Here is a 21,239-nt window from a genome sequence, read left to right on the forward strand (position 1 = left end):
GTACTCGTCGATCAGCCCGGCCCGCATCGCCGCCGCGGCGAGGGTGGCGCCGCCGACGTCCATCGGACCGCCGTCCTCGGTCTTGAGCCGGGTGATCTCGGGAACCGCGTCGCCGGTCACCAGGCGGGCCCCGTCGACCGCGCTGGTCGTGGAGGAGAACACCACCTTCGGCATGTCCCGCCAGCGGCGGGCGTACTCGATCTGCGCCGGTGTGGCGCCGGGCTGCTGGTCGGCGGTCGGCCAGTGCGAGCTCATCGTCGCCCACAGCCTGCGCCCGTACAGCGCCAGGCCCGTCGCCCCCACCCGGTCGGACCACCACTGGAACAGCTCGTCACTCGGCACGCCCCAGCCGAGGTCGTCACCGGGCGCGGCGGTGTAGCCGTCCAGGCTCACGTTCATCCCGACGGTCAGTCTCCGCACGGCGTCAGCCTCCCCGAAGTCGGTTCCCGGCGTACGGACCGGCACGGCGCGGGGAAGTCATCGGTCGGGCCCACGGTCTCACCGGCCAACACCCCCGGCCGATCCCGACGGTGATGCCGTCGGTCAGGGCGGCACCGGGTCCCGACTGCCCGCCGGCGGTGACCTTGGCGGCGGAGCAGGCGGACACCGCACGGGCCTCGTGGCGTCCCGTTCGAAGGACGGACTCTCGGGCCGGTGGACACCGAAGTCGATGGTCGGTGCTGCAGGCTGCGACGGCTCGAGTCTGGGGGTTGACGATAATGATTCTCGATAGCGATAGGGTGCCAGAGTCCGTGCTCCCGCTCCTCTGGAGGACCCGTGCGCCGCACCCCGCCTTCCGTTCCCCGCACCCTCGCGCTGTCCGCCGCGCTGCCCCTCGCGCTCGTGGCCGGCTGCGCGTCCCCCGGCGGTGGCTCCGCCGCTGCGCCGACCACCTCCTCGTCGCCGTCCACGACCGAGCAGACCGAGGTGGGATCCAGCGCCCCCCGGCTCGCGCTCACCTACGACGGCGGCGTGCAGGTCCTCGACGCCCAGACCCTGGAGGTGCTCGCCGACGAGGAGCTGGACGGCTTCAACCGGCTCAACGCCGCCGGTGACGGGCGGCACTTCCTCGTCTCGACGCAGGGCGGGTTCCGGCTGCTCGACGGGGGAGCCTGGGCGGAGCCGCACGGCGACCACGCGCACTACTACACCGCCACCCCGGCCCTCACCGACGTGGTGTTCGAGGCCGACCGACCCGGCCACGTCGTCGCGCACGCCGGGCGGACGGTGCTCTTCGACGACGGCACCGGCGAGGTCACGGCCTTCGACAGTGCCGAGGTCGCCGACCCCGACCGCGAGACCCGCCGCCACCGGACGCCGTCGGCGCACCACGGGGTCGCCCTCGAGCTCCAGGACGGCACCATGCTGGTCTCGGAGGGGACCGAGGACGCCCGCACCGGTGTCCGGCTGCTCGACGCCGAGGGCACCGAGATCGCCGCCTCCGACGACTGCCCCGGCGTGCACGGTGAGACCGTCACCGGCGGGGAGACCATCGTGATCGGCTGCGAGGACGGCGTGCTGGTCGTCGCCGACGGTGCCATCACGAAGGTCGACAGCCCCGACCCGTACGGCCGGATCGGCAACCAGGCCGGCAGTGACGTCTCGCCGATCGTGCTGGGCGACTACAAGGCCGACCCGGACGCCGAGGTGGAACGGCCCACCCGGGTGGCACTGGTGGACACCACCACCATGCAGCTGCGCCTGGTCGATCTGCCTGCGTCCTACTGGTACCGCTCGCTGGGCCGAGGTGAGAACGGCGAGGCGCTCGTGCTCGGCACCGATGGTGCGCTGCACGTCATCGACCCGGTTGCCGGCACGGTCACCCGGTCGGTGCCGGTCATCGGCGCGTGGGAGGAGTCCGAGGACTGGCAGGACCCGCACCCGCAGCTCGTCGTCCTGGACGGCACCGCGTACGTGTCCGAGCCCGCCACGAGCTCGCTGCACGCGGTCGACGTCACGACCGGGGAGGTGTGGCGGACCGCCGAACTCGAGGTGACCCCGAACGAGCTGGCCGGCGTTCCCGGAGAGGTGGACGAGCACGCCACCGGCGAGCACACCGGTGAGGGCGGCGGGCACGAGGAGAGGGAGGAGGGCCACGGCCGGTGAGCCGTCCACCCGTCCGTGCGGTGGCCCTGGCGGGAGCGGCGGTCTGCGGCCTGACCGCGTGCTCCGGCGCCCACGCCGGCGAACGCGACGGCCTGACCGTGGCGGTCACCTCCTACCCGCTGGAGTACGTCACCGAGCAGGTCGGCGGCGAGCACGTGACCGTGCAGAACCTGACGCCGCGGGGCGGTGACAGCCACGGCCTCGAGCCGACCCCGCGGGTCGTCCTGGCGCTGGCCGAGGCGGACGTCGTCGTCCACCTGTCCGGCGGCATGCAGCCCGGGGTCGACGACGCCCTGGCGCAGCAGCCGACGGAGCACCTCGTCGACGCCGCGGACCTCGCCGACCGGCCACCGGATCCGCACTTCTGGCTCGATCCGGTCCGGCTGGCCGAACTCGGTGACCGGGTGGCCGACGGCCTCGCCGGTGCCGACCCCGCGCACGCAGAGGAGTACGCGCAGGCGGCCGACCGGCTCGGGGAGTCCCTGCAGGCCCTCGATGCGGAGTACGCCGCGGCCCTCGCACCGTGCCGGGGCGCCACCCTCGTCGCGGCGCACGAGGCGTTCGGCTACCTCGCCGACCGGTACGGCCTGCGCCAGGTCGGGGTGACCGGGCTGGACCCGGACGTCGAGCCGTCACCGGCCCGGCTTCGCCGGGCTGCGGAGGCGGTACGGGACAGCGGAGCGCGGACGGTCTTCTTCGAGGCCGCCGCCGGACCGGCCGTGGCGCGGACCCTGGCCGACGACCTCGGCGTCACCGCGGACGTCCTCCACCCGATCGAGAGGGTCGAGGGCGACGAGAGCTATCCCGAGCTCGTGCGGGACAACCTGACTGCGCTCGAGCGTGGCCTCGTCTGCCACGGCTGACCCGTTCAGAGCGCCGGCCCGACCGCAGTCCCCGGGACGCGACGGACGCGATCGCAGGGGCCGGCGGCCGGGTCGGCGCCCGGCTGGCGCCGAGCTGCCCTGGCCTCACGAGGCGGCCGGGGCACCGGGGAGCAGTGCATCGGGATCACCGCGGACGGCGTGTGTCAGGGCTGGTGACCCCGACGATCCGGCGTTCGGCGACGGTCCGCACGCCCACGGGTGACCCAGGGGATGTCGTGGCCCGTTGACGGTCCCGTGACGACCTCCTGTCTACCGTCCCCGCCTGCGCCGTAGGAGCGCGCAGGCCTTCGAGGAGGGGGCATGCCGAAGCGTCTGGTGCTGTGCTGTGACGGCACGTGGAACACGGCCGGCCGGGAGCGGGACGGCCGCTTGTGCCCGACCAACGTCGCCAAGGTGGCCCTGGGGGTCGACGGCGTGGACGGGAACGGTGTCGAGCAGCGGGTGTACTACCAGCAGGGGGTCGGCACGAGGCCGGGGGAGCGGCTGCGGGGCGGGGCCTTCGGCATGGGCCTGTCGCGCAACGTGCAGGACGCCTACCGGTTCCTCGTGGAGAACTACGAACCCGGCGACGAGCTCTTCGCCTTCGGCTTCAGCCGCGGTGCCTACACCGCCCGCAGCACCGTGGGGCTGGTGCGCACGTGCGGTGTCCTGCGGCGGGAGCACGCGGGCCGGCTCAAGGAGGCCTACGCCCGGTACCGGTCCCGGACCGAGGGCCCGCGCGACCTCGAGTCGCAGCTCTTCCGGCGGTCCTACAGCCACGAACCACGGGTGCGCTTCCTGGGGGTGTGGGACACCGTGGGCTCGCTGGGCGTCCCGTCGGTCGGACTGGGACTGTCGAGGTTGGTCAACCGCCGCTTCGAGTTCCACGACACCCGGCTCAGTAGCACGGTCGACGCCGCCTACCAGGCGCTGGCCATCGATGAGCGGCGGCGGCCCTTCGCCCCGACGCTGTGGGACCGTCGCTCGGTCGCAGGGCGCCCGCAGGTGGAGCAGGTGTGGTTCAGCGGCGACCACTGCGACGTCGGCGGTGGGCACGCCAGGTCGGAGCTCGCCGACATCACGCTCCTGTGGATGGTCGACCGCGCGCGCTCGTGCGGACTCGCGTTCCGGGAGGACGCCTACCGGCGCCCGGCCGACGGCGCGCCACGGACCTTCGACGGCCGGACCTTCCCCGTCGAGCCCGATCCCCTGGGGGTCCTGCACGACTCGCGGAGGTGGTTCTTCCGCCTGGTGCGGCCCTACGCCCGGCCCATCGGCGTGGAGGACCCGGACTCGGAGTCCGTCGCCTCCAGTGCCGTCCGCCGGCACGGGGAGCCCCGGGCGCGGTACGCGCCCCGCCAGCTCGTCGCCTACCTCGAGGGACGTCCCCGGGTCACGGACGTCCCGCTGGGGAACGGTGCCCGGACCGGCATGCGGCCACTGGCGGGACAGGTGGAGCCCGCCGAGGAAGAACGGACGGTCGCCCACCTGACGCCGCCCGGTCCCGGTAGCCCCGAGATCGACCTCTAGGCGGGAGCGTCCACCTCGTCATGACCGACCTCGTCAAGGGCATCGTGGGCGGCGGTTGGAACCTGGTGGTCGGTTGGATCCTCCCGACGTTCCTCGCCCTGCAGGTCGTCGCCTGGCTCCTCGTGCCCGCCTGGACGACGGAAGCAGCGCGCAGCTACGTGGAGTCTCCCCTGGCCACCCGTCAGGCACTCCTGCTGGCCGTCTCCGCGGTCGTCGGTCTCGTCCTCGCGGCGGTCAAGACCCCCCTCTACCGCTTGCTCGAGGGCTACCTGTTGTGGCCCCGGTGGCTCGTCGACCGATCCACCACGCGTCAACGGAGGCGTCGCGACTCGCACGCGAGGAGCAGTGACCGGGCCCTGGCCGCAGGCAGCTCCCTCAGGTACGCCCTCCTGTACGAACGGGTGCAGCGGTACCCCGCGGACGACGCCCAGTTCGCGCCCACGGCTCTCGGCAACTCCATCCGTCGCTTCGAGCACTATGCGAGCGATCGGTACAACCTCGACTCCCAGCTCCTGTGGCACCACCTGGCGACGTCGGCTCCCGATCGGCTGGTCAAGGTGCAGGAGAACGCCAGCACCAACGTCGACTTCTTCGTGTGCCTCGTGTACGGCTCGGGTCTCACCGCGACCTGCGCCCTGGCGACGCTCGTGGGCCCGGGACGTCCTGGCGTCCTCTGGTGGGCGGTGGTGCTCGGGCTGGCCGGCGCGCGGATCGCCTACCGTCTCGCCATCATCGCCACGGACGAGTGGGACCGGGCCGTACGGGCGATGGTCGACCACGGCCGGCTCGGAGCGGCGAAGGTCTTCGGTCTTGCCGTTCCGAAGCGACTGGCCGAGGAGCGGGACATGTGGCGGGCGGTCAACACCCTGGTCCGGCGGCCGTACGCGTACTCGACGAGCAGGGACGTCCCGGGGAAGCTCGATGCCTTCCGGGTCCAGCACGACCCCAACTCCCTGACGGTCGTGCTGGAGACCCGGCCCGCGCCGAACCCGTGAGGCGACCCCGCTGCCGGTGTCGGACCGCGCGTGCGGTGCTGGTCCCGGCGGTGCAGCCGACCGATGACCCGGTCCCGCCGGATGCGAGCCCGTCCCGCCCGGCAGCCGGCCGGCAGCCCGGTGTGGTGACGTCGCGGTGACGTCGCGGTGACGGACGACCGGTAGGTCCTGGCGGCACAGCGTTCGCCGCGGGCGCCATGGGAACCCGGAGTGGTTGATGGCCGACAGCACCGTCGATCTGTTCAAGTTCGTGACCATCCGCGCGACGCAGACCACGGCGCCGGCGGATCCGAGCGTCATCCGTGACCCGCGACTGGGTCCCCCGGCACCGGAGGGGGAGACGCCGGAGGTGGATGCCGACGCGGCGAACTACGCGGGCAGTGCCGCTGCACGCGCGGTCTACGACCTGGTGAAGGAACTGGGGGCGGACGCGCACACGGCACCCCAGGTGATCGAGGCCAACCGTGCCGTCGCGCAACGCATCCTGTCGCGCGGCCCGGTGGAGACCGGGACCGGCCTGCCGCACGTCGACGCGACGACGGCCGCGCTGGACGAGGTCTCCCCGGCGTCGTCGGCGGACGACCTCGGCGCGGCGATCACCGGCCGGTGGCCGTTCCCCGACGAGCCGGCCACGTCCTGGCAGGCGTACGTCGACCGACCGCCCGGCGCAGCCGGTGCGGACCGCCCCAGCCTGGAGGCCGACCAGGGGAGCCTGTTCGACCGGCTCTACCTGGCGCTCGTGGCCAAACGGGACCGGGCGGTCAGCCTGGAGGAGCTGATCCGGGGACTGCGCCTCCTCAACCTCCTCCGCGCCCTCCACGGGAGCTCCGCTCCCGAGCCGGCCGACGTGGCCGGCCTGCTGGCGGCCAACCCGGCCGTGCACCGACTGATCACCGCACTGGTCGGCTACTACCGCCCCTTCAACCCGATACGGCCCGTCGGGATCGGGGACCTCCTCGTCGTCAAGCAGTTCCTGTGCAGGTACGAGCCCGGGGAGGTCGCCCACATCGAGAACGTCCTGCCGGACGAGTCGAAACTGCGCAGGCACCGGAGCCTGCACCGGACGGACGACCTGGTCTCGGTGGTCGAGGACGAGGTGTCCCTCACCGAACGGGAGCTGTCGACCTCTCAGCGGTTCGAGCTGAAGAGCGAGACCGAGTCCACCATCCAGAACGACCTCTCCGCCGAGATCAGCGGACAGGTCAGCGGTCGGTACGGCGTGGTCGAGTACTCCGCCAACGCGGGGGTCAGCTACTCGACGTCGAGGCGCGACTCGCGCCGCGGTGCCAACAACTTCGCCAAGGACGTCGTCGACCGGTCGCTGTCCCGCATCCAGACGAGCGTCCGCGAGGAACGGACCACCCGGCGCCTCAGCGAGACCGAGGAACTCAACCGGCACCAGCTCGCCAACTCCACCGGGCGCAACATCGCCGGCATCTACCGCTGGGTCGACAAGGTGTACCGGGCGCAGGTCTACAACTACGGCAAGCGCCTGATGTTCGAGTTCGTGATCCCGGAACCGGCGGCCTTCGTGCTCTCGGTCTTCGACCACGAACGCCAGCAGACGGAACGGCCGGACATCCCGCAGCGCCCGGTCAAGCCGGACCTCGACATCAGCCAGATCAGCGCCGCCACGGTCGACACCTACGGTCGGATCTACAACCTCTCGGGACTCGACCCGGAACCACCGTTCGAGCAGACCATCACGCAGGCCATCGGGCTCGGCGGCCTCGAGGACCAGGCCGCGTCCGCGCACGAGCGGCTCTTCGACATCCCCGCGGGATACGCGGCGGTCGAGGCGACCATCGACGGGCGGTGGGACGGGCAGAGCAAGAACGAGCACGGTGCGGGTGTCTCGATCGGCGGCAAGACCGAGTTCCAGTCGGATCCACCCCAGGGACGGATCCACATGGACTTCGCGACGCGCACGCCGACGTTCGACCCGCCCCTGATCGGCAGCGTCGCAGCCGTGGTGTTCGTCTACCGGGTCAGGGCCTTCGCGTTCAGCGTCGCGCTGAAGGTGCGCCGCACGCCGCAGAGACTCCGGGAATGGCAGCTGTCGGTGTACGAGAGCATCATGGACGCCTACGACGAGGCCTACAGCGAGTACGTCTCGGCGCTCGGCGAGTACGAGTCGCAGCTGCAGGGTTACCGCATCAGCCAGGGCGTCCTGATCCGGGGCCGGAACCCCCGCATCAACCAGGAGGTCATCCGGACGGAGCTGCGCAAGAGCTGCCTGAGCATGATCGCGCTGCAGTTCGACGCCGACGGCTCTGACGACGTCGTGTTCGACGCCATGCGGAGCCGCAAGGAGTTCCTGCCGGTCGAGTCCGTGATCACGACCGAGACGGAGACGGTCACGACGACCACGCCCTCGCCGGGCACGACGGTGACGGTCACCACGACGAGCACGAAGAAGGAGCCGTCGACCGTCCGCACCGCGATCGACGTCCCGGCCATCGACGTCCCCGAGGCGGTCGACGACGGGCGGACCGTGCAGTTCCTGGAGCAGGCGTTCGAGTGGCAGCAGCTGAACTACGTCCTCTACCCGTACTTCTGGGGGCGGATCCCCGGCAAGTGGTACGACGCGCAGCGGTACTACGACGAGGTCGACCCGCTGTACGCGAAGTTCCTGCAGGCAGGAGCTGCCCGGGTGCTGGTCAGCGTGCGCCCCGGCTTCGAGGCGGCCGTCCAGCACTACCTCTCCACGCGTGAGCCCTGGAACGGCGGGCCGGTTCCCGACATCGACGATCCGCTGTACCTGGCCGTGCACGCCGAGCTGCGGGACCAGCAGGACGACCTGAACAACGCGACGCCGTACGGGGACGCGTGGACCGTCGTCGTCCCGACGCCGATCGTGTGGTTGCAGCCGGACGGAGTGCTGCCGGAGTTCGACTGCGGTGCAGCACCCGGCGTCGCGCACTCCATGACGGGGTTCTGGACCGGCACCGCCCACCAGGCGACGCTGTCGACCCTGGCCTCGGACCAGCAGGAGTGGACCGACTGGCCCTCTGCGGCCCGGTGGGACGTGCCCGTGCCCGACTGGGCCACCGAGGCCGACGTCACCTTCACGCTGAACCCCGGGGTCGTGGACGGCGACGTGTGGGGCGAGCTGCGCGCGGACCTCGGGGGGATCGTCACCGGCCCGTCGATGTTCGACGTCAACTACGAGGCCGACGTCGGGGGTCACCCGGAGCAGGCCGTGATGATCGTCGGCGCGTCCGTGGAGATCCCCGCGGCGCTGCGAGGGGAGGTCGTGCCGGTGCGGCTCCAGGGACGGATGCTCGACCCGCCCGAACACCCCGGTCGCCTCGAGGCCAACCGCGGGTGTCACGTCAGCGGTCAGGTGCACTTCAAGCGGCATCCGCTTCCATGACCGTGGGGGCGACAGCCGGGGTCACCGTCGTCGCTCCGGGGAACCGGCCCGCGGTCGACGGCACCGACGTCGACGGCATCGACGTCGACGGTCTCGCGGTCGCCGCGCCGGCAGGGGGACCCCGGGCTCTCCCGTCGGTGCAGGACATCGTCGTGGCGCTCCCGGTCGGGGTCGACGGAGCCGCGCCGTCCCCGGTCACCGTCACCTTCGACATGGGCCGGCCCGACCTGGCCGGTGTCGTCGCCGCGGCGTGCGACTCGATCTTCGTGATGGCGGGGCTCCCCGGGCTGACCGCGTTCGAGGAGGCCCTGGGGGGCACGGGGGTCTCCCTCGAGGGCCTCGGACAGGTCGGGATGCTGGTCCCCGTCGCCGGTCTGCGGGGGGAGGAACGGTATCGGGACGCTCGGCGGTCGCCGAACCGGCACCGGCTGCGGGAGGCGTTCGAGCAGTACACCCGCCGACTGCCGGCCCGCCGGGCAGCGGCGGAGGCGGCGGTCGGCGCCGCGGCACGGGCCGCGGCCCGGTCGCGGCTGGGTGCGAGTCGCGACGAGGTGGTGCGGGAGGCCCGGCGGTACCTGTCCGTCGCCCCGGGGGACCCGGTGGCCGCGGCCGTCCTCGGCGGCACCGCTCCCAACCGGCTGGCCGGGCCCGACGTGATCGGGCTGGCCACCGACCTGGTCAGGATCGCCGGGGCGCGCGACCGCCTCGATCGCGTGCAGGAGGCGCAACGGCGCGTGCAGGAGCAGTGGGAACGGGACAAGCGGTCCGTGGTCGAGGAGGACTACACGCGACGCAGCGTCCGCCAAGGCACCCCGCTGACTCCGGAGCAGTCGGCCGAGGCCGCCCGCGCTCTGGCGGCCATCGGTGACTCGGCGGCGGTCCGTGAGGCCCGGCAGCGGACGAGCGACGAGCGGATGGACCTCGCCCGGCTCGTGACGGACCTGGCGAGTCAGCGGCCGGTCCTCTTCCGGCTCTGGCGCACCGATGCCCCGTTCGAGGCGCGCCGCGCCGTGCTGCGGTCGGGTGGCGGCACCATCGTCCGGGACCGGGCGGTGCTGGCCTCCTCTGCTCCGCTGCGCGATGCGGTGACCGCGACGCCCTCCGGACGACGTGGCAGGCGGCGACCGAGCTCGGCCATCGCATCGACGACGTCCCCGACGTCGTCTGGCACTTCCCCGCCCTCGTCGACCAGGTGTTGCAGGAGTCGTACGCCGACGACGGCGACTTCGCCGGCCGGGCGGCACAGATCCGCCTCCGCGCCGAGGAGCCTGCTCGCGACCTGACCGACCTGTCGGACTGGATCGGTCGCGCGAGCCTGGCCGCTGCCCTGGTGGGGGCGGAGCCGGTCGCCACCACCGCCGCGGTCGCGCAGATCCTGGTGGATCTCGGCGGCCTGTTGGTGAAGCTGCTGCGCGCGCTGGAGCAGCAGCTGGGAGCGGATGCGTTCCTGGATCCCTCACGTCAACTGGCCGTCCCGCCCACCTACTCGTCGTTGGCCGTCGATCTCCTCCTCGTCGGCCTCGACGTCTTCTCGACCGGTCGGGAGATCCGCGGACCGCGGGTGCGGTGATGGCCGCTCAGCGGAGTCCCGAAGAGGTCGTCCAGGACATCGCCGACCTCAGCCGCACGGCCACCACGAAGGTCGTGCGACTGTCGCCGGCGGTGCGTGGTGGCTTCATCCGGCTCATCGGGGCCGCCCGGCACCGGTCCGCAGTGGTCGCCGCCGTGGACCAGTACCTCCTCGCCTCCCGCCGGGTGGAGTCCCACGCCGATCCGGCGGCACTGGCCGTCTTCACCCGAGCCGATGCCGTCCTCACCCAGCAGCTCGCCACCGTCACCGGGCCGGACATGGACCTGCTGAGGCGAGAGCTGGCGCAGCGACGGGCCACCGTCCTGCTGGATCCGGCCGCCCTGGAGGAACGACTCCGGAGAGCGGCCGAGCGGCAACGCAGGCGGCTCCGTGCCCGTCCGGGGCCCGACGGCGCCGACCTGCACGCCGCGCTCCTGCAACAGCGGTTCTTCCAGCAGCTGCGGGACGTCGCGGCCCGTGGACCGGCTGGGTGGACCGCCGAGCAGCGCAGCATGCTCCGGGGCTGGCGGAAGCTGAGAGCCGTGCTCGGCAGCCAGTGGGCAGACGGCTGGGAGGCGACCTTCCGCCACCTCCGGGAGAACGCCGTCGGCATCGCCGGAGCCGGCCGGGAGCTCCGCTCCGCGGTCAGTGCGCTCGACGAGGCGCGGGCCGGAGGCTCGGCGGTGCTCGTCCGTGCCGCCGAGGCGAGGGTGCAGCGGGCCCGCCGGCGAGCCCACGGTCACCTGAGCACGATCAAGGGACACCTCGGTGAGGCGTACGTGCCGAGGTGGAGTGCCTGGCAGATCCAGGTCGACGGCTTCCTCGACCTCGCCCGCCGCGAGGTCGCGCAACGGCCCGGCCGCTGGGAGGTCCGCCGTGTGACCGGTGACCTGCGCATCGGAGGACGGCAGGCATGGGACGAAGCCGTCCTCCTCGTCCGGCGGGACGTCTCGCCACCCAGCGCGGAGCTGTTCGTCGCGGCGCAGTTCAAGGTCGAGAAGCGGGTGTCCGCGCTGCGCCAGGTCCACGACGACGCGCGACGCGAGACCGCGTTGGTGGGGCACACGGCACCGGTCGTCCTCAGCTTCCGGTCGGGAGACGCGATCGAGAACGTCGTCCTCTCGCCGCCGAGGGCAGGCGCGGCCAGTCATCGGTACGTCTTCAACGCGGCCGGCGGGCGGTTCTCCGCCGCGGACGTCGCGCGACTGCGCCAGGCCGGCCTGGAGGTGAACCAGCTGAGCCTCGACGTGTCGGTCGGGGAGTTCGACGCCGTCGCGGAGGCGCTGATGGACGTGGTCACCGCGACGGTCGGCCGGTGACCGCCGGATGCCGGCGCCGGGCGACCTCCGGCCCCACCGAGGACCCCGCCGTCCGCGCCCACCTGCGCGACCGGCGGCCGTCCGGCGCCTGCGCGGACGGGTGGGGCACCGCCTGAGCCCGTCGCGCCTCAGCCGAGCGCGGGGACCGCGCTGGACGGGTTGCCGTCGGCGGCTGCCGCCAGGGCCGGCACGACCTCCTCCACCAGGTAGGGCAGCGACAGCGGGCTGCCGAAGCCGAGCGCGGCGGACACGTCGCCGGAGTAGCCGCCGAGCAGGACCGTGCGGTCCTGGGTCACCACGTCGAGGGCGGACAGCAGCGCGTCGGCGTCGGCGTCGGCCCGGTCGTACCCGTTCACGGCCAGCACGTCCGCCTCGAGCAGGTCCAGTCGCTCCTGGCTGACGTCGGTGCTCGTGTCGGGGACGGTGAAGCCGAGACCGGTGAAGAACTGGGTGCGCAGGTCGTCGCTGCCCAGCAGGTAGTGGCCCGAGCCGACGCCCGTCAGGTCCACGGCGATCGAGCTGCCGGCGAAGTCGGGGTTCTCCTCGATCGCCTGCTCGAACCGGCCCTCGACGTCGTCGACGAGAGCCCGCGCCTCGTCCTCTCGGCCGAGCGCCCGGCCGACGAGGAGGGTCTGCTGCTGCCACGGGGTGGCGCCGTCGGCGTGCTCGTCGGTCTGCGCGAGCGTCGGCGCGATGCCGGACAGCTGCTCGTAGACCGTCTCGTCCATGAAGGAGTAGACGCCCACGATCAGGTCCGGCTCGAGTGCGGCGACGGCCTCGAGGTCGATCTCCTCGCCGCCCACGGTCGGGATCTCCTCGGCCGGGAGCAGCTCCTCCGCCCAGGGCCGGGTCGCGGCGTCGTACCCACCGAGGAGCTCCCGCTCGCCCACCGGGGTGACGCCCAGCGCCAGCACGAAGTCCTGGTCGTTGAAGCCGACGGTGACGACGCGCTGCGGCTCCTCGGGGATCTCGGTGGTGCCGTACTTGTTCCCGATGCTGACCGGGAAGGCGCCCGACGCGGAGGACGCCCCCGCGGCCGGGGCGGGTTCGTCCCCGGAGCCGCCGCAGGCGGTCAGCCCTCCGGACAGGGCCAGGACGGTGAGCGGGACGGCGAGACGGGACGGGCGCAGCGGGCCCGCACTCTTCGGCATCAGGCGAGGTTAGCCTGCCCTAAGTCCGTGCTGACGAGGGGTCACGTCCGGTGCTTGTGCGGCCCGGTCGTCGACGTCGGCGGGTCGGCGCACGTGTCACGGGGCGGGGGCCGGGTAGTCGCCCGGGTCAGCGGCCGCGGGACGGGTCCTCGCGCCGGACGACAGCGACCCGGTGCCCGGGTGCCCCGTACCGCTCGAGGAGGAGGCGTGCCCCCTGGCCGGCGCCCGCGCGTCCCGTCCGGCGACGGGCGCGACCGCGGCGCGGGCGTCGTCAGCCTCGCACCGCGTGCACCGTCCGAGATCGAGGTCGTGGCCCACCGCGGTGTCTCGGCGGAGGCCCCCGAGCACACCCTCGCGGCCTACCGGCAGGCGCTGGCACTCGGCGCGGACGCCGTGGAGTGCGACGTCCGGCTGACTCGCGACGGCGTGCTCGTGTGCGTGCACGACCGCCGCATCAACCGGACCTCCACGGGCCGGGGCGTGGTGTCGGCGCTGGATCTGGCCGACCTCGAGCGGCACCGCGTCGTCCACCGGCGACCCCGGCGCGCCGCGCTCCGGGGGCGCCCGCCGCGCCCCGTGGCCGAGGACGCCGACGTGGGCGTCGACGTGGGCGCCGACGTGGGCGCCGACCCGGGCGCCGACGACGAGGCCGACGAGGACGCCGGTCGGGTGCTGACCCTCGACCGGTTGCTGGACTACGTGACGTCCTCGCCCGGGCGCGTGCGGCTGGCGATCGAGACCAAGCACCCGACCCGCCACGCCGGTCAGGTCGAGGCGGCCCTGCTCACCAGCCTCCGGAGGTTCGGGCTGCTCTCCGGCGGACGCCCACTGGAGTGGTCCGGACGTCCGGCGGTCCGGGTCATGAGCTTCTCGCCGACGGCCCTGCGGCGGGTCCGGCTCCTGGCGCCGGACCTGCCCACCGTGCACCTGGTCCGCCAGATGCTGCCGCGGACGCGGACACGGTCGGTCGCCCCGGCCGGCACCGCCGTCGGCCCGTCGCTGGCGCTGCTGCGCCAGGACCCGGCCCTGGTCGCACGCCTGCACCGGGCCGGACTGCAGGTGCACGTGTGGGTCGTCAACCGCCCGCGCGACATGCAGTTCGCCCTGTCCCTGGGGGTCGACGCGATCATCACGGACGAGGCGGCGGTGCTGATGCAGCTCCTGGGGAGAGACCGGCCGTCGTCGTCCGGCACGGGCTGACCCCGCCGGGTCAGGCCGGCCGGGCGGAGAACAGCCGCCGGTGGACGACGGCGTCGGGGCCGAGCGCGAGCAGACCCGCGGTGAGCGCGTCGGCCGCGGCGTGCGCGTCGTCGTCGGTCAGCGGGTCGAGGACGTCCAGGACGAACAGCGCGCCGGTGGTCCCGGTCGTGATGCGGGTACGCACGCCCTGGCGCCAGTTCCAGCGCCGGCAGGTGACGCCGGCGTCGTCGCGCCAGACGACCTCGCCGGGCTCGGGGTGCTCGACGACGGGCTCGCCCCCGGCGGTGCTGTCGAAGGGCTCGGTGCCGTCAGCGCGCACCAGCCGCGGCGGTCCGGTGTAGGCGGCCCGGTCCTCCCCGCCGAGCGGGAGCAGGTGGGCGACGGAGACGGCGTTGTAGACGTCGGTGATGCGGTCGATGCGCGGCAGCCCGTCCGGGTCGAGCCGGCGCAGCAGCGCCTCGACGCTCGGCCGGGTGCGCTGCGGCCGGGCGCCGAACGCGCGGTAGGCCTCGCGCCAGGCGGCCAGCTCCGGCAGCTCCTCGGGCCTCCGCCCGCCGAGCCGGTCCCGCGCGGTGGCCTCGGCGGTGGCGAGGACCCGCTCGCTGACCTCGTCGCTGGTCCCCCCGCGCAGGCCGTCGGCGGTCACCAGGAGCGCGCGGTAGTCCGGGCGCAGTGCGAACACGGCGTCGTCGACGGCGGCCGCGGCGAGCCACTCCTGCGGATCGGTCACGATCGGCCTCCGGTGACGTGGCGGCCGGCCGCTCCGGACCCTCGCCGCGCGGGGCCGGTGGCCGGGAGGTCCGGGACCGGGTGGCGCGCTACGGCAGCCCGACCGAGGACGACACGTACGGGACGACCCACAGCGCCACCGACACCGGCCACCACACGCGGGCCGGCACCGGCGTGTAGCTGCGGGCGAGCGCGGTCAGCGGTGCGGCGACCAGGACGAACACCGACCACAGCAGGACGGTCGTGATGACGGCGGGGCTGAGCCCGTCGCGCAGCAGCGTGGACGAGGCGTCCGCCCAGCCGGCCCGCATGGCGATCATGAGGCCGGTCATGCCGCTGACGATGAGCGGGAAGCGGCACAGCCAGCCCAGACCCAGTCCCAGCCCCAGGCACAGCAGCCAGCTCGCCCAGTGGGGGAGCTGCCGCCGCGGGGGTGCGGCGACCGGCGGTCGGCGCAGCGTGTCCGTCACCTCGTCCTCCTCCGGGGCGGCCGTCTGCTCGCCGCGGTCGGCACGGTAACCGGCCGTCGGCCGGACCCGGGGGTGGAGCGCCGCCGGCCGTTCCCGACCGGCGGACGTCGTGACCAGGCGTGACTCCGCCGTCGGTCCCCGGTGAGACCGACGGGTCCGGTCGCCCACGCGGCGGTGCCCCGGCCGCCCGCGTCGCCGGCCTCCACCGAGGACGCCCCCGGCCGGGTGACATCGGCGGGCGTCAGGCGTCGACGGCCTCGTACAGCCCGGCCGCGGTGCTCCGGCCGCTGACGACCAGGTCGGCCACCACGCGGGAGGCGACCCAGGCCTGGACGTGACCGGTGCCGTTGTAGCCGCCCAGCGCCAGCACCCGCCCGTCGGTGCCCGGCACCGGCCCGCACCGGGGCACCGGGTCCCCGGCGAAGCCGACCACGCCCGCCCACCGGTGCGTCACCGGGGCGCGCACCTGCAGCTCCTCCAGGAGCCACCGGTCGAGGCGCGCCTGCACCGGCGCGGAGACCTCCGGCTGCGACGTCCAGCTCGCGTCCCCGTCGAGGTCGGAGAAGCCGCCGAGCGCGATGCGCCCGTCGGCGGTCTGGTGCACGTACTCGTGGCCGTGCCGGGCGTACACGGGGCAGGGGAGGACCGTCCGGCCGACCGGCGCCGTGGCGAGCATGTTCAGGCGCCGCGGGCGGACGGCCGCCGCCGACGGCACCAGCGCGGCCAGGTCGCCGTCCATCGCGACGACGGCCCGGCCGCAGCGCACGACGCCCGCCGCCGTCTCCACGCGGACACCGTCGCCGTCGACGACGGGTGGCCCGGTCACCGGCGAGCGCTCGAAGACCCGCGCCCCCCGCGCCTCGAGCACGCCGGCGAGCGCACGCAGCCAGCGGACCGGGTGCACCGAGCCGTCGTGCGGGAGGAACAGCCCGGCCCGCCCGGGCCGGGCGAGGGGGCCGGGGAGGTCGTCGGCGGGGACGAGGTGCCCCGGGAAGCCGTCCTCGGCCAGCGCCGCGGCGTGGGCGCGGACGTCGTCGGCCTCGGCCTCGTCGACGGCCAGCCGGAGCATGCCGTCGAGGCGGAAGTGCCCGCGGGCGCCGACGGCCTCGGCCACCTCGAGCATCTCCCGCTGCGCGTCCAGAGTCGCCCGGTGGATGGCGACGGCGCGCTCGCGTCCCCAGAGGTGGCGGGTGTCGTGGTACATCGGCGCGGCGCCGGCGATGAAGAACCCGCCGTTGCGCCCGCTCGCGCCGGAGGCCACCTCGTGCCCGTCGAGCAGGACGACCGACAGGCCGGCGTCGAGCAGCCGCCGGGCCGTCGCCAGCCCGCCCACGCCCGCGCCGACGACGCACACGTCCGCGCGCACCTCGCCCTCGAGGGACGGCCGGGGGCGGTACGGCTCGTCCTGCCACAGCGGGACCTGGCTGCTCATCGGCGTCCTCTCCGTCGGGGTGGTCGTCGGACCGGTCGCGGGACGCGGATGCCCCGGCCCGCGCGGTGCGGACCGGGGCATCCGGCAGGGGAGTGCCTACCGCAGGTCGAAGCGGTCGAGCTCCATGACCTTCACCCACGCGGCGGCGAAGTCCTGCACGAACTTCTCCTTTGCGTCGTCGGCCGAGTAGACCTCGACGATGCCGCGCAGGATGGAGTTGGAGTTGAACACCAGGTCCGCGGCGGTCGCCGTGCGCACGACGTTCCCGTCGGCGTCCAGGCCCTCATAGACGCCCTCGGTGTCGACCGAGGTGCGCCACTGGACACCCAGGTCGAGCAGGTTGCGGAAGAAGTCCTGCGACAGCACGCCCGGCCGGTCGGTGAAGACGCCGTGCCGCACGCCGCCGGTGTTCGCGCCGAGCACGCGGAGCCCGCCGACCAGGACGGTCATCTCCCGGGCGGTCAGCTCCAGCATGTAGGCGCGGTCGACCAGCAGCGTCTCCGGCTGCAGCTTGCTGCCCGGCGCGATCCAGTTGCGGAAGCCGTCGGCCCGCGGCTCGAGCCAGCGGAAGTTCTCGACGTCGGTCTGCTCCTGGGAGGCGTCCGTGCGGCCCGGGTGGAACGGCACGGTCACCGGCGCGCCGGCGTCGGCCGCGGCCTTCTCCACCGCCGCGGTGCCGCCGAGCACGATCAGGTCGGCGAGCGAGACGCGCTTCCCGGTCTCGGACTCGAAGTCGGCCTTGACCTGCTCGAGCACCGTCAGGACGTCCTGGACACCCTCGTTGACCGCCCAGCCGACCTGCGGCTCCAGCCGCAGCCGGGCGCCGTTGGCCCCGCCGCGGTTGTCGGTGCCGCGGAAGGACGCGGCGGCCGACCAGGCGGTGTGCACCAGCTGCGGGACGGTCAGGCCGGAGGACAGCAGGCGCTGCTTGAGGTCGGCGACCTCGGCCTCGCCGACCAGCTCGTGGTCGACCGCCGGGACCGGGTCCTGCCAGACGAGGTCCTCGGCCGGCACGTCCGGGCCCAGGTAGCGGCTCTTGGGGCCCATGTCGCGGTGCAGCAGCTTGAACCAGGCGCGGGCGTATTGGTCGGCGAAGTACTCGGGGTCGCGGTAGAAGCGCTCCGAGATCGCGCGGAAGCCGGGGTCCTTGATGAGCGCGAGGTCGGTGGTCGCCATCATCGGCGGGTTCTTCTTGCCCTCGACGTGCGCGTCGGGGACGAGCTCCTGCGCCTCGGGGTCGCTCGGCTGCCACTGCTTCGCACCGGCCGGGCTCTCGGTGAGCTCCCACTCGTAGCTGAACAGCATCTCGAAGTAGGTGTTGTCCCACGTCGTCGGCGTCGGGGTCCAGGCGCCCTCGAGGCCGCTGGTGATCGTGTCGGCGCCCTTGCCGGTGCCGTGCTGGCTGATCCAGCCCAGGCCGTTGCCGTGCACCGGGCAGCCCTCGGGCTCCGGGCCGATCAGCTCGGGGTTGCCGGCGCCGTGCGTCTTGCCGAAGGTGTGCCCGCCGGCGATGAGGGCGACGGTCTCCTCGTCGGTCATGCCCATCCGGCTGAAGGTGACGCGGATGTCGTGGGCGGAGGCGACCGGGTCGGGCCGGCCCTGCGGGCCCTCGGGGTTGACGTAGATCAGGCCCATGGTGACCGCGGCGAGGTGGCCCTCCTCGAGGTCGAGCGGGGTGTCGCCGCTGTAGCGCTCGTCGCCCAGCCAGGTGTCCTCCGGACCCCAGAAGACCTCCGTGGGCTGCCAGGCGTCCTGGCGGCCGAAGGCGAACCCGAAGGTCTTCAGGCCCATGTCGTCGTGCGCGACGTTGCCGGCGAGCAGCAGCAGGTCGGCCCAGGAGAGCTTGCGGCCGTACTTCTGCTTGACCGGCAGCAGCAGACGGCGGGCCTTGTCCAGGTTGGCGTTGTCCGGCCAGCTGTTGAGCGGGGCGAAGCGCTGCGCGCCGGTGTTGCCGCTGCCGCGGCCGTCGGCGATCCGGTAGGTGCCGGCCGCGTGCCAGGACATGCGGATGAACAGCGGGCCGTAGTGGCCCCAGTCGGCCGGCCACCAGTCCTGGGAGGTGCGCATGACCTCGACGAGGTCGCGCTTGACCGCCTCGACGTCCAGCTCCGCGACGGCGGCCCGGTAGTCGAAGTCCTCGCCGAGCGGGTCGGAGTCCCGCGAGGGCTTGTTGAGCACCGACAGGTCGACCTGGTTGGGCCACCAGTCGCGGTTGCTGCGGGGCCGCTGGTCGGTGGCGACGGTCGGCGAGGGGATCGCCGGGTTCTCGCTCTCGCTGGTGCTCGCGGTCGCGGCCTTGCCGGCCTCGGTCTTGTCGTTCTCGCTCACGGAGTGCCTCTCTGTGCTGTGGAACCGTCGGGGTCGGGGGGAGCCGGGGCCGTCCGGGCGGTCGCGCACGACCGGCAGCGGCCCCAGTAGACGACCTCGGCCTCGTCGACGAGGAAGCCCCCGTCGACGGAGGGGGTGAGGCAGGGTGCCTGGCCCGTGGCGCAGTCGACGTCGCTGATCGCGCCGCAGGACCGGCACACCAGGTGGTGGTGGTTGTCGCCCACGCGTGCCTCGTAGCGCGCGACCGAGCCCTGCGGCTGGATGCGCCGCACCAGGCCCGTGTCGGTGAGGACGCGCAGGACGTCGTACACCGCCTGGTGCGACACCGCGCCCAGCCGGGCGCGGGCAGCGCCGATCAGGGCCTCGGTGTCGACGTGCGGGTGCGCGTGGACGGCGTCGAGCACCGCCAGGCGCGGGCGGGTGACCCGCAGACCCGCCGCGCGCAGGGCGCGCTCGAGGTCTGCGGCGTCCGGCACGCCGCCATCCTGGTGCGTTCTCTTGAACGAGTCAAGAACTGGGCGGGTCGTCCCCGCGACCCCGCGGCGGCCGGCCGGTGCCGTCACCGGGCGGGCACCGGCTCAGGAGACCCGGGTGTCCGGCGTGCCGGGCCGCGCACCCCGGCGGGGTCCCCGCCGCGGCCGTGGCACCAGGGGGGCGACGCCCCGGGGTGCGCCCGCTGCGATGGGCGCGGGGTGGGTCCGCCGCAGCCGTGCGGGCAGTTCGGCGGCCGGGAGCGCGGCACCGAACAGCCACCCCTGGCCCCGGCGGCAGCCGAGCTCGAGCAGCCGGCTGCGCACCGCCTCGGTCTCGACGCCCTCGGCCAGCACGCTGAGGCCCATGGTCGCGCCGAGGACGACGGCCGAGGCGACCATGTGCTCGCGCACGCGGTCGCCCACCAGCCCGGTGACCAGCTCCCGGTCGATCTTCAGACCCGTGAGGGGCAGGCGGAGCAGGCGCACGAGGTTCGACCAGCCGACGCCGAAGTCGTCGGCGGCGACGTGGACCCCGGCCTCGCGCAGGGTCACGAGCTCGTCGCGGGCCAGCTCGACGTCGGAGATCTCCGTCGTCTCGGTGATCTCCAGCGTGAGCGCGGAGCCGGGCAGCCCGGAGGCGTCGAGCATGCCGAGCACCTGCCCCGCCAGGCCGGGGCGGGCGAACTGCTGTCCGGACAGGTTGACGGCCACGCCGTCGGGGAGCGCGATGCCGCGCTCCCGCAGGTCCGCCACGACCCGGAGCGACCCGGTCAGCACCGCGCGGGTGGTCCACGCCGACAGCGTCCCGGCCTCCAGGCCGGGCAGGAAGGACGCCGGCGTCAGCAGGCCGTGGGTCGGGTGCTGCCACCGCACCAGCGCCTCCAGTCCGGTGACGACGCCGTCGCGCAGGTCCACGAGCGGCTGGAAGTGGGGTACGAACTGGCCGTCGTCGAGGGCCCGGCGCAGCACCTGCGGCCGGCGCGCGTCGGGCACGAGGCCGGGGGCGGTCAGGCCGGCCGCCGCGTCGAGCCGGCGCAGCTCCAGGGCCGTCGTCACCTGCCGCGCCACGTCCTCGAGCGAGGCCAGGTGGTCGGCGCCGAACAGCCGCGGCCGGGTGTCGAGGACGCACAGCGTGCCCAGCGGCAGGCCGTCGCGGCCGGCCAGCGGGACGGCGGCGTAGGCGCGCGCGCCGTCGCCGCCGATCCCCGGCACGTCGGCGTAGCGGGGGTCGGCGGCCAGGTCGCGGACGACGGCCGGGCGGCCGGCCGCCACGGTGTCGGAGCAGATCGACTGCTCCCGCGGCCGGTCGTGCACGGGGACGCCGTGGGCGCTCAGCTGCCACTGCCGGTCGCGGTCGACCAGGCTGATCATCGCCATGGGAGCGGAGCACAGCCGGGCGGCGGTGCGGGTCAGCGCATCGAAGGCGGGGTCGCGCCCGAGATCGAGCACGCCGTAGGAGTGCAGCGAGGCGACGCGGTCGGCCTCGTGCTCGTGCAGTCGCACGTCCATCGGTCGCTCCGTTCGGTGGTGCGCACGGCCCGGGGGCCGGGTGTCCGCCCGGTCCGGGACACGCGGTTCCTGTCGGCAGAGCAGGACGCGGAACGGAGTCGTCCGAGTTCCCTTCACCCGTCGGGGGCAGGCCGCGTCGCGCGCGTCCGGGCGGTCGGCGGGGGATGGGAGCGGCGTCCAGGGGTCGG

The 21,239-nt window shown here is 74.1% G+C and carries 17 protein-coding genes; 9 read left to right on the plus strand and 8 right to left on the minus strand.

Annotated elements, in window-relative coordinates; genetic code table 11:
- Positions 1–420, minus strand: a 420-nt coding sequence (locus BM165_RS10655; RefSeq protein ID WP_075013854.1) for a dihydrofolate reductase family protein, incomplete at its 3' end; no start/stop codon positions are given.
- 357 nt (positions 421–777) lie between these two features.
- Between BM165_RS10655 and aztD the strand changes: the two genes are divergently transcribed.
- The 8 genes from aztD to BM165_RS10695 all read left to right on the plus strand — a co-directional run bounded on the left by aztD (position 778) and on the right by BM165_RS10695 (position 11,759).
- Positions 778–2,106: a zinc metallochaperone AztD gene (gene aztD, locus BM165_RS10660; protein ID WP_075013539.1), complete on the plus strand. Its 1,329-nt coding sequence runs from the start codon at positions 778–780 to the stop codon at positions 2,104–2,106.
- Positions 2,103–2,969, plus strand: coding sequence for a metal ABC transporter substrate-binding protein (locus BM165_RS10665; protein WP_075013540.1), 867 nt, complete (start codon positions 2,103–2,105; stop codon positions 2,967–2,969). The genes aztD and BM165_RS10665 overlap by 4 nt, the downstream gene beginning before the upstream one ends.
- Before the next feature lie 321 nt (positions 2,970–3,290).
- The gene (locus BM165_RS10670) at positions 3,291–4,499 is read left to right on the plus strand and encodes a DUF2235 domain-containing protein (protein ID WP_083427252.1); all 1,209 of its coding nucleotides are present in this window, start codon (positions 3,291–3,293) and stop codon (positions 4,497–4,499) included.
- A 20-nt stretch (positions 4,500–4,519) separates the two neighbouring features.
- The gene (locus tag BM165_RS10675) at positions 4,520–5,494 is read left to right on the plus strand and encodes a hypothetical protein (protein ID WP_083427253.1); all 975 of its coding nucleotides are present in this window, start codon (positions 4,520–4,522) and stop codon (positions 5,492–5,494) included.
- A gap of 217 nt (positions 5,495–5,711) precedes the next feature.
- The gene (locus tag BM165_RS10680; RefSeq protein WP_075013541.1) at positions 5,712–8,870 is read left to right on the plus strand and encodes a hypothetical protein; all 3,159 of its coding nucleotides are present in this window, start codon (positions 5,712–5,714) and stop codon (positions 8,868–8,870) included.
- Positions 8,867–10,153, plus strand: a complete 1,287-nt coding sequence (locus BM165_RS10685; protein WP_143108122.1) for a hypothetical protein — start codon at positions 8,867–8,869, stop codon at positions 10,151–10,153. Before BM165_RS10680 ends, BM165_RS10685 begins: the two co-directional genes overlap by 4 nt.
- Positions 10,063–10,440: a hypothetical protein gene (locus tag BM165_RS10690; RefSeq protein ID WP_075013543.1), complete on the plus strand. Its 378-nt coding sequence runs from the start codon at positions 10,063–10,065 to the stop codon at positions 10,438–10,440. Before BM165_RS10685 ends, BM165_RS10690 begins: the two co-directional genes overlap by 91 nt.
- Entirely contained in the window at positions 10,440–11,759 is a 1,320-nt protein-coding gene (locus tag BM165_RS10695; protein WP_143108123.1) for a hypothetical protein, read from the plus strand. Before BM165_RS10690 ends, BM165_RS10695 begins: the two co-directional genes overlap by 1 nt.
- A 128-nt stretch (positions 11,760–11,887) precedes the next feature.
- Here the strand turns inward: BM165_RS10695 and BM165_RS10700 are convergent, their stop codons facing one another.
- A complete protein-coding gene (locus BM165_RS10700) occupies positions 11,888–12,910 on the minus strand; it encodes an ABC transporter substrate-binding protein (protein ID WP_075013545.1) in 1,023 nt (340 codons plus the stop codon).
- 207 nt (positions 12,911–13,117) lie between these two features.
- Between BM165_RS10700 and BM165_RS10705 the strand changes: the two genes are divergently transcribed.
- A complete protein-coding gene (locus tag BM165_RS10705) occupies positions 13,118–14,110 on the plus strand; it encodes a glycerophosphodiester phosphodiesterase (RefSeq protein ID WP_244274167.1) in 993 nt (330 codons plus the stop codon).
- A 10-nt stretch (positions 14,111–14,120) separates the two neighbouring features.
- Here the strand turns inward: BM165_RS10705 and BM165_RS10710 are convergent, their stop codons facing one another.
- The 6 genes from BM165_RS10710 to BM165_RS10735 form a co-directional block, all read right to left on the minus strand.
- Positions 14,121–14,840 (minus strand): B3/B4 domain-containing protein, encoded by a 720-nt coding sequence (locus BM165_RS10710; protein ID WP_075013546.1) that lies wholly within the window; start codon positions 14,838–14,840, stop codon positions 14,121–14,123.
- Between the two features lie 88 nt (positions 14,841–14,928).
- The gene (locus tag BM165_RS10715) at positions 14,929–15,309 is read right to left on the minus strand and encodes a hypothetical protein (protein WP_143108124.1); all 381 of its coding nucleotides are present in this window, start codon (positions 15,307–15,309) and stop codon (positions 14,929–14,931) included.
- Between the two features lie 241 nt (positions 15,310–15,550).
- Positions 15,551–16,741, minus strand: a complete 1,191-nt coding sequence (locus BM165_RS10720; RefSeq protein WP_075013548.1) for an NAD(P)/FAD-dependent oxidoreductase — start codon at positions 16,739–16,741, stop codon at positions 15,551–15,553.
- Between the two features lie 96 nt (positions 16,742–16,837).
- Positions 16,838–19,069, minus strand: coding sequence for a catalase/peroxidase HPI (gene katG, locus BM165_RS10725; RefSeq protein ID WP_075013549.1), 2,232 nt, complete (start codon positions 19,067–19,069; stop codon positions 16,838–16,840).
- A complete protein-coding gene (locus tag BM165_RS10730; RefSeq protein WP_075013550.1) occupies positions 19,066–19,545 on the minus strand; it encodes a Fur family transcriptional regulator in 480 nt (159 codons plus the stop codon). The genes katG and BM165_RS10730 overlap by 4 nt, the downstream gene beginning before the upstream one ends.
- A gap of 102 nt (positions 19,546–19,647) precedes the next feature.
- Positions 19,648–21,051, minus strand: a complete 1,404-nt coding sequence (locus tag BM165_RS10735) for a sensor domain-containing phosphodiesterase (RefSeq protein WP_075013551.1) — start codon at positions 21,049–21,051, stop codon at positions 19,648–19,650.
- Positions 21,052–21,239: the final 188 nt, after the last annotated feature.

Origin of the sequence: Geodermatophilus obscurus, assembly GCF_900115395.1 — a bacterium.
In the GTDB taxonomy this organism is placed as follows: Bacteria; Actinomycetota; Actinomycetes; order Mycobacteriales; family Geodermatophilaceae; genus Geodermatophilus; species Geodermatophilus obscurus_B.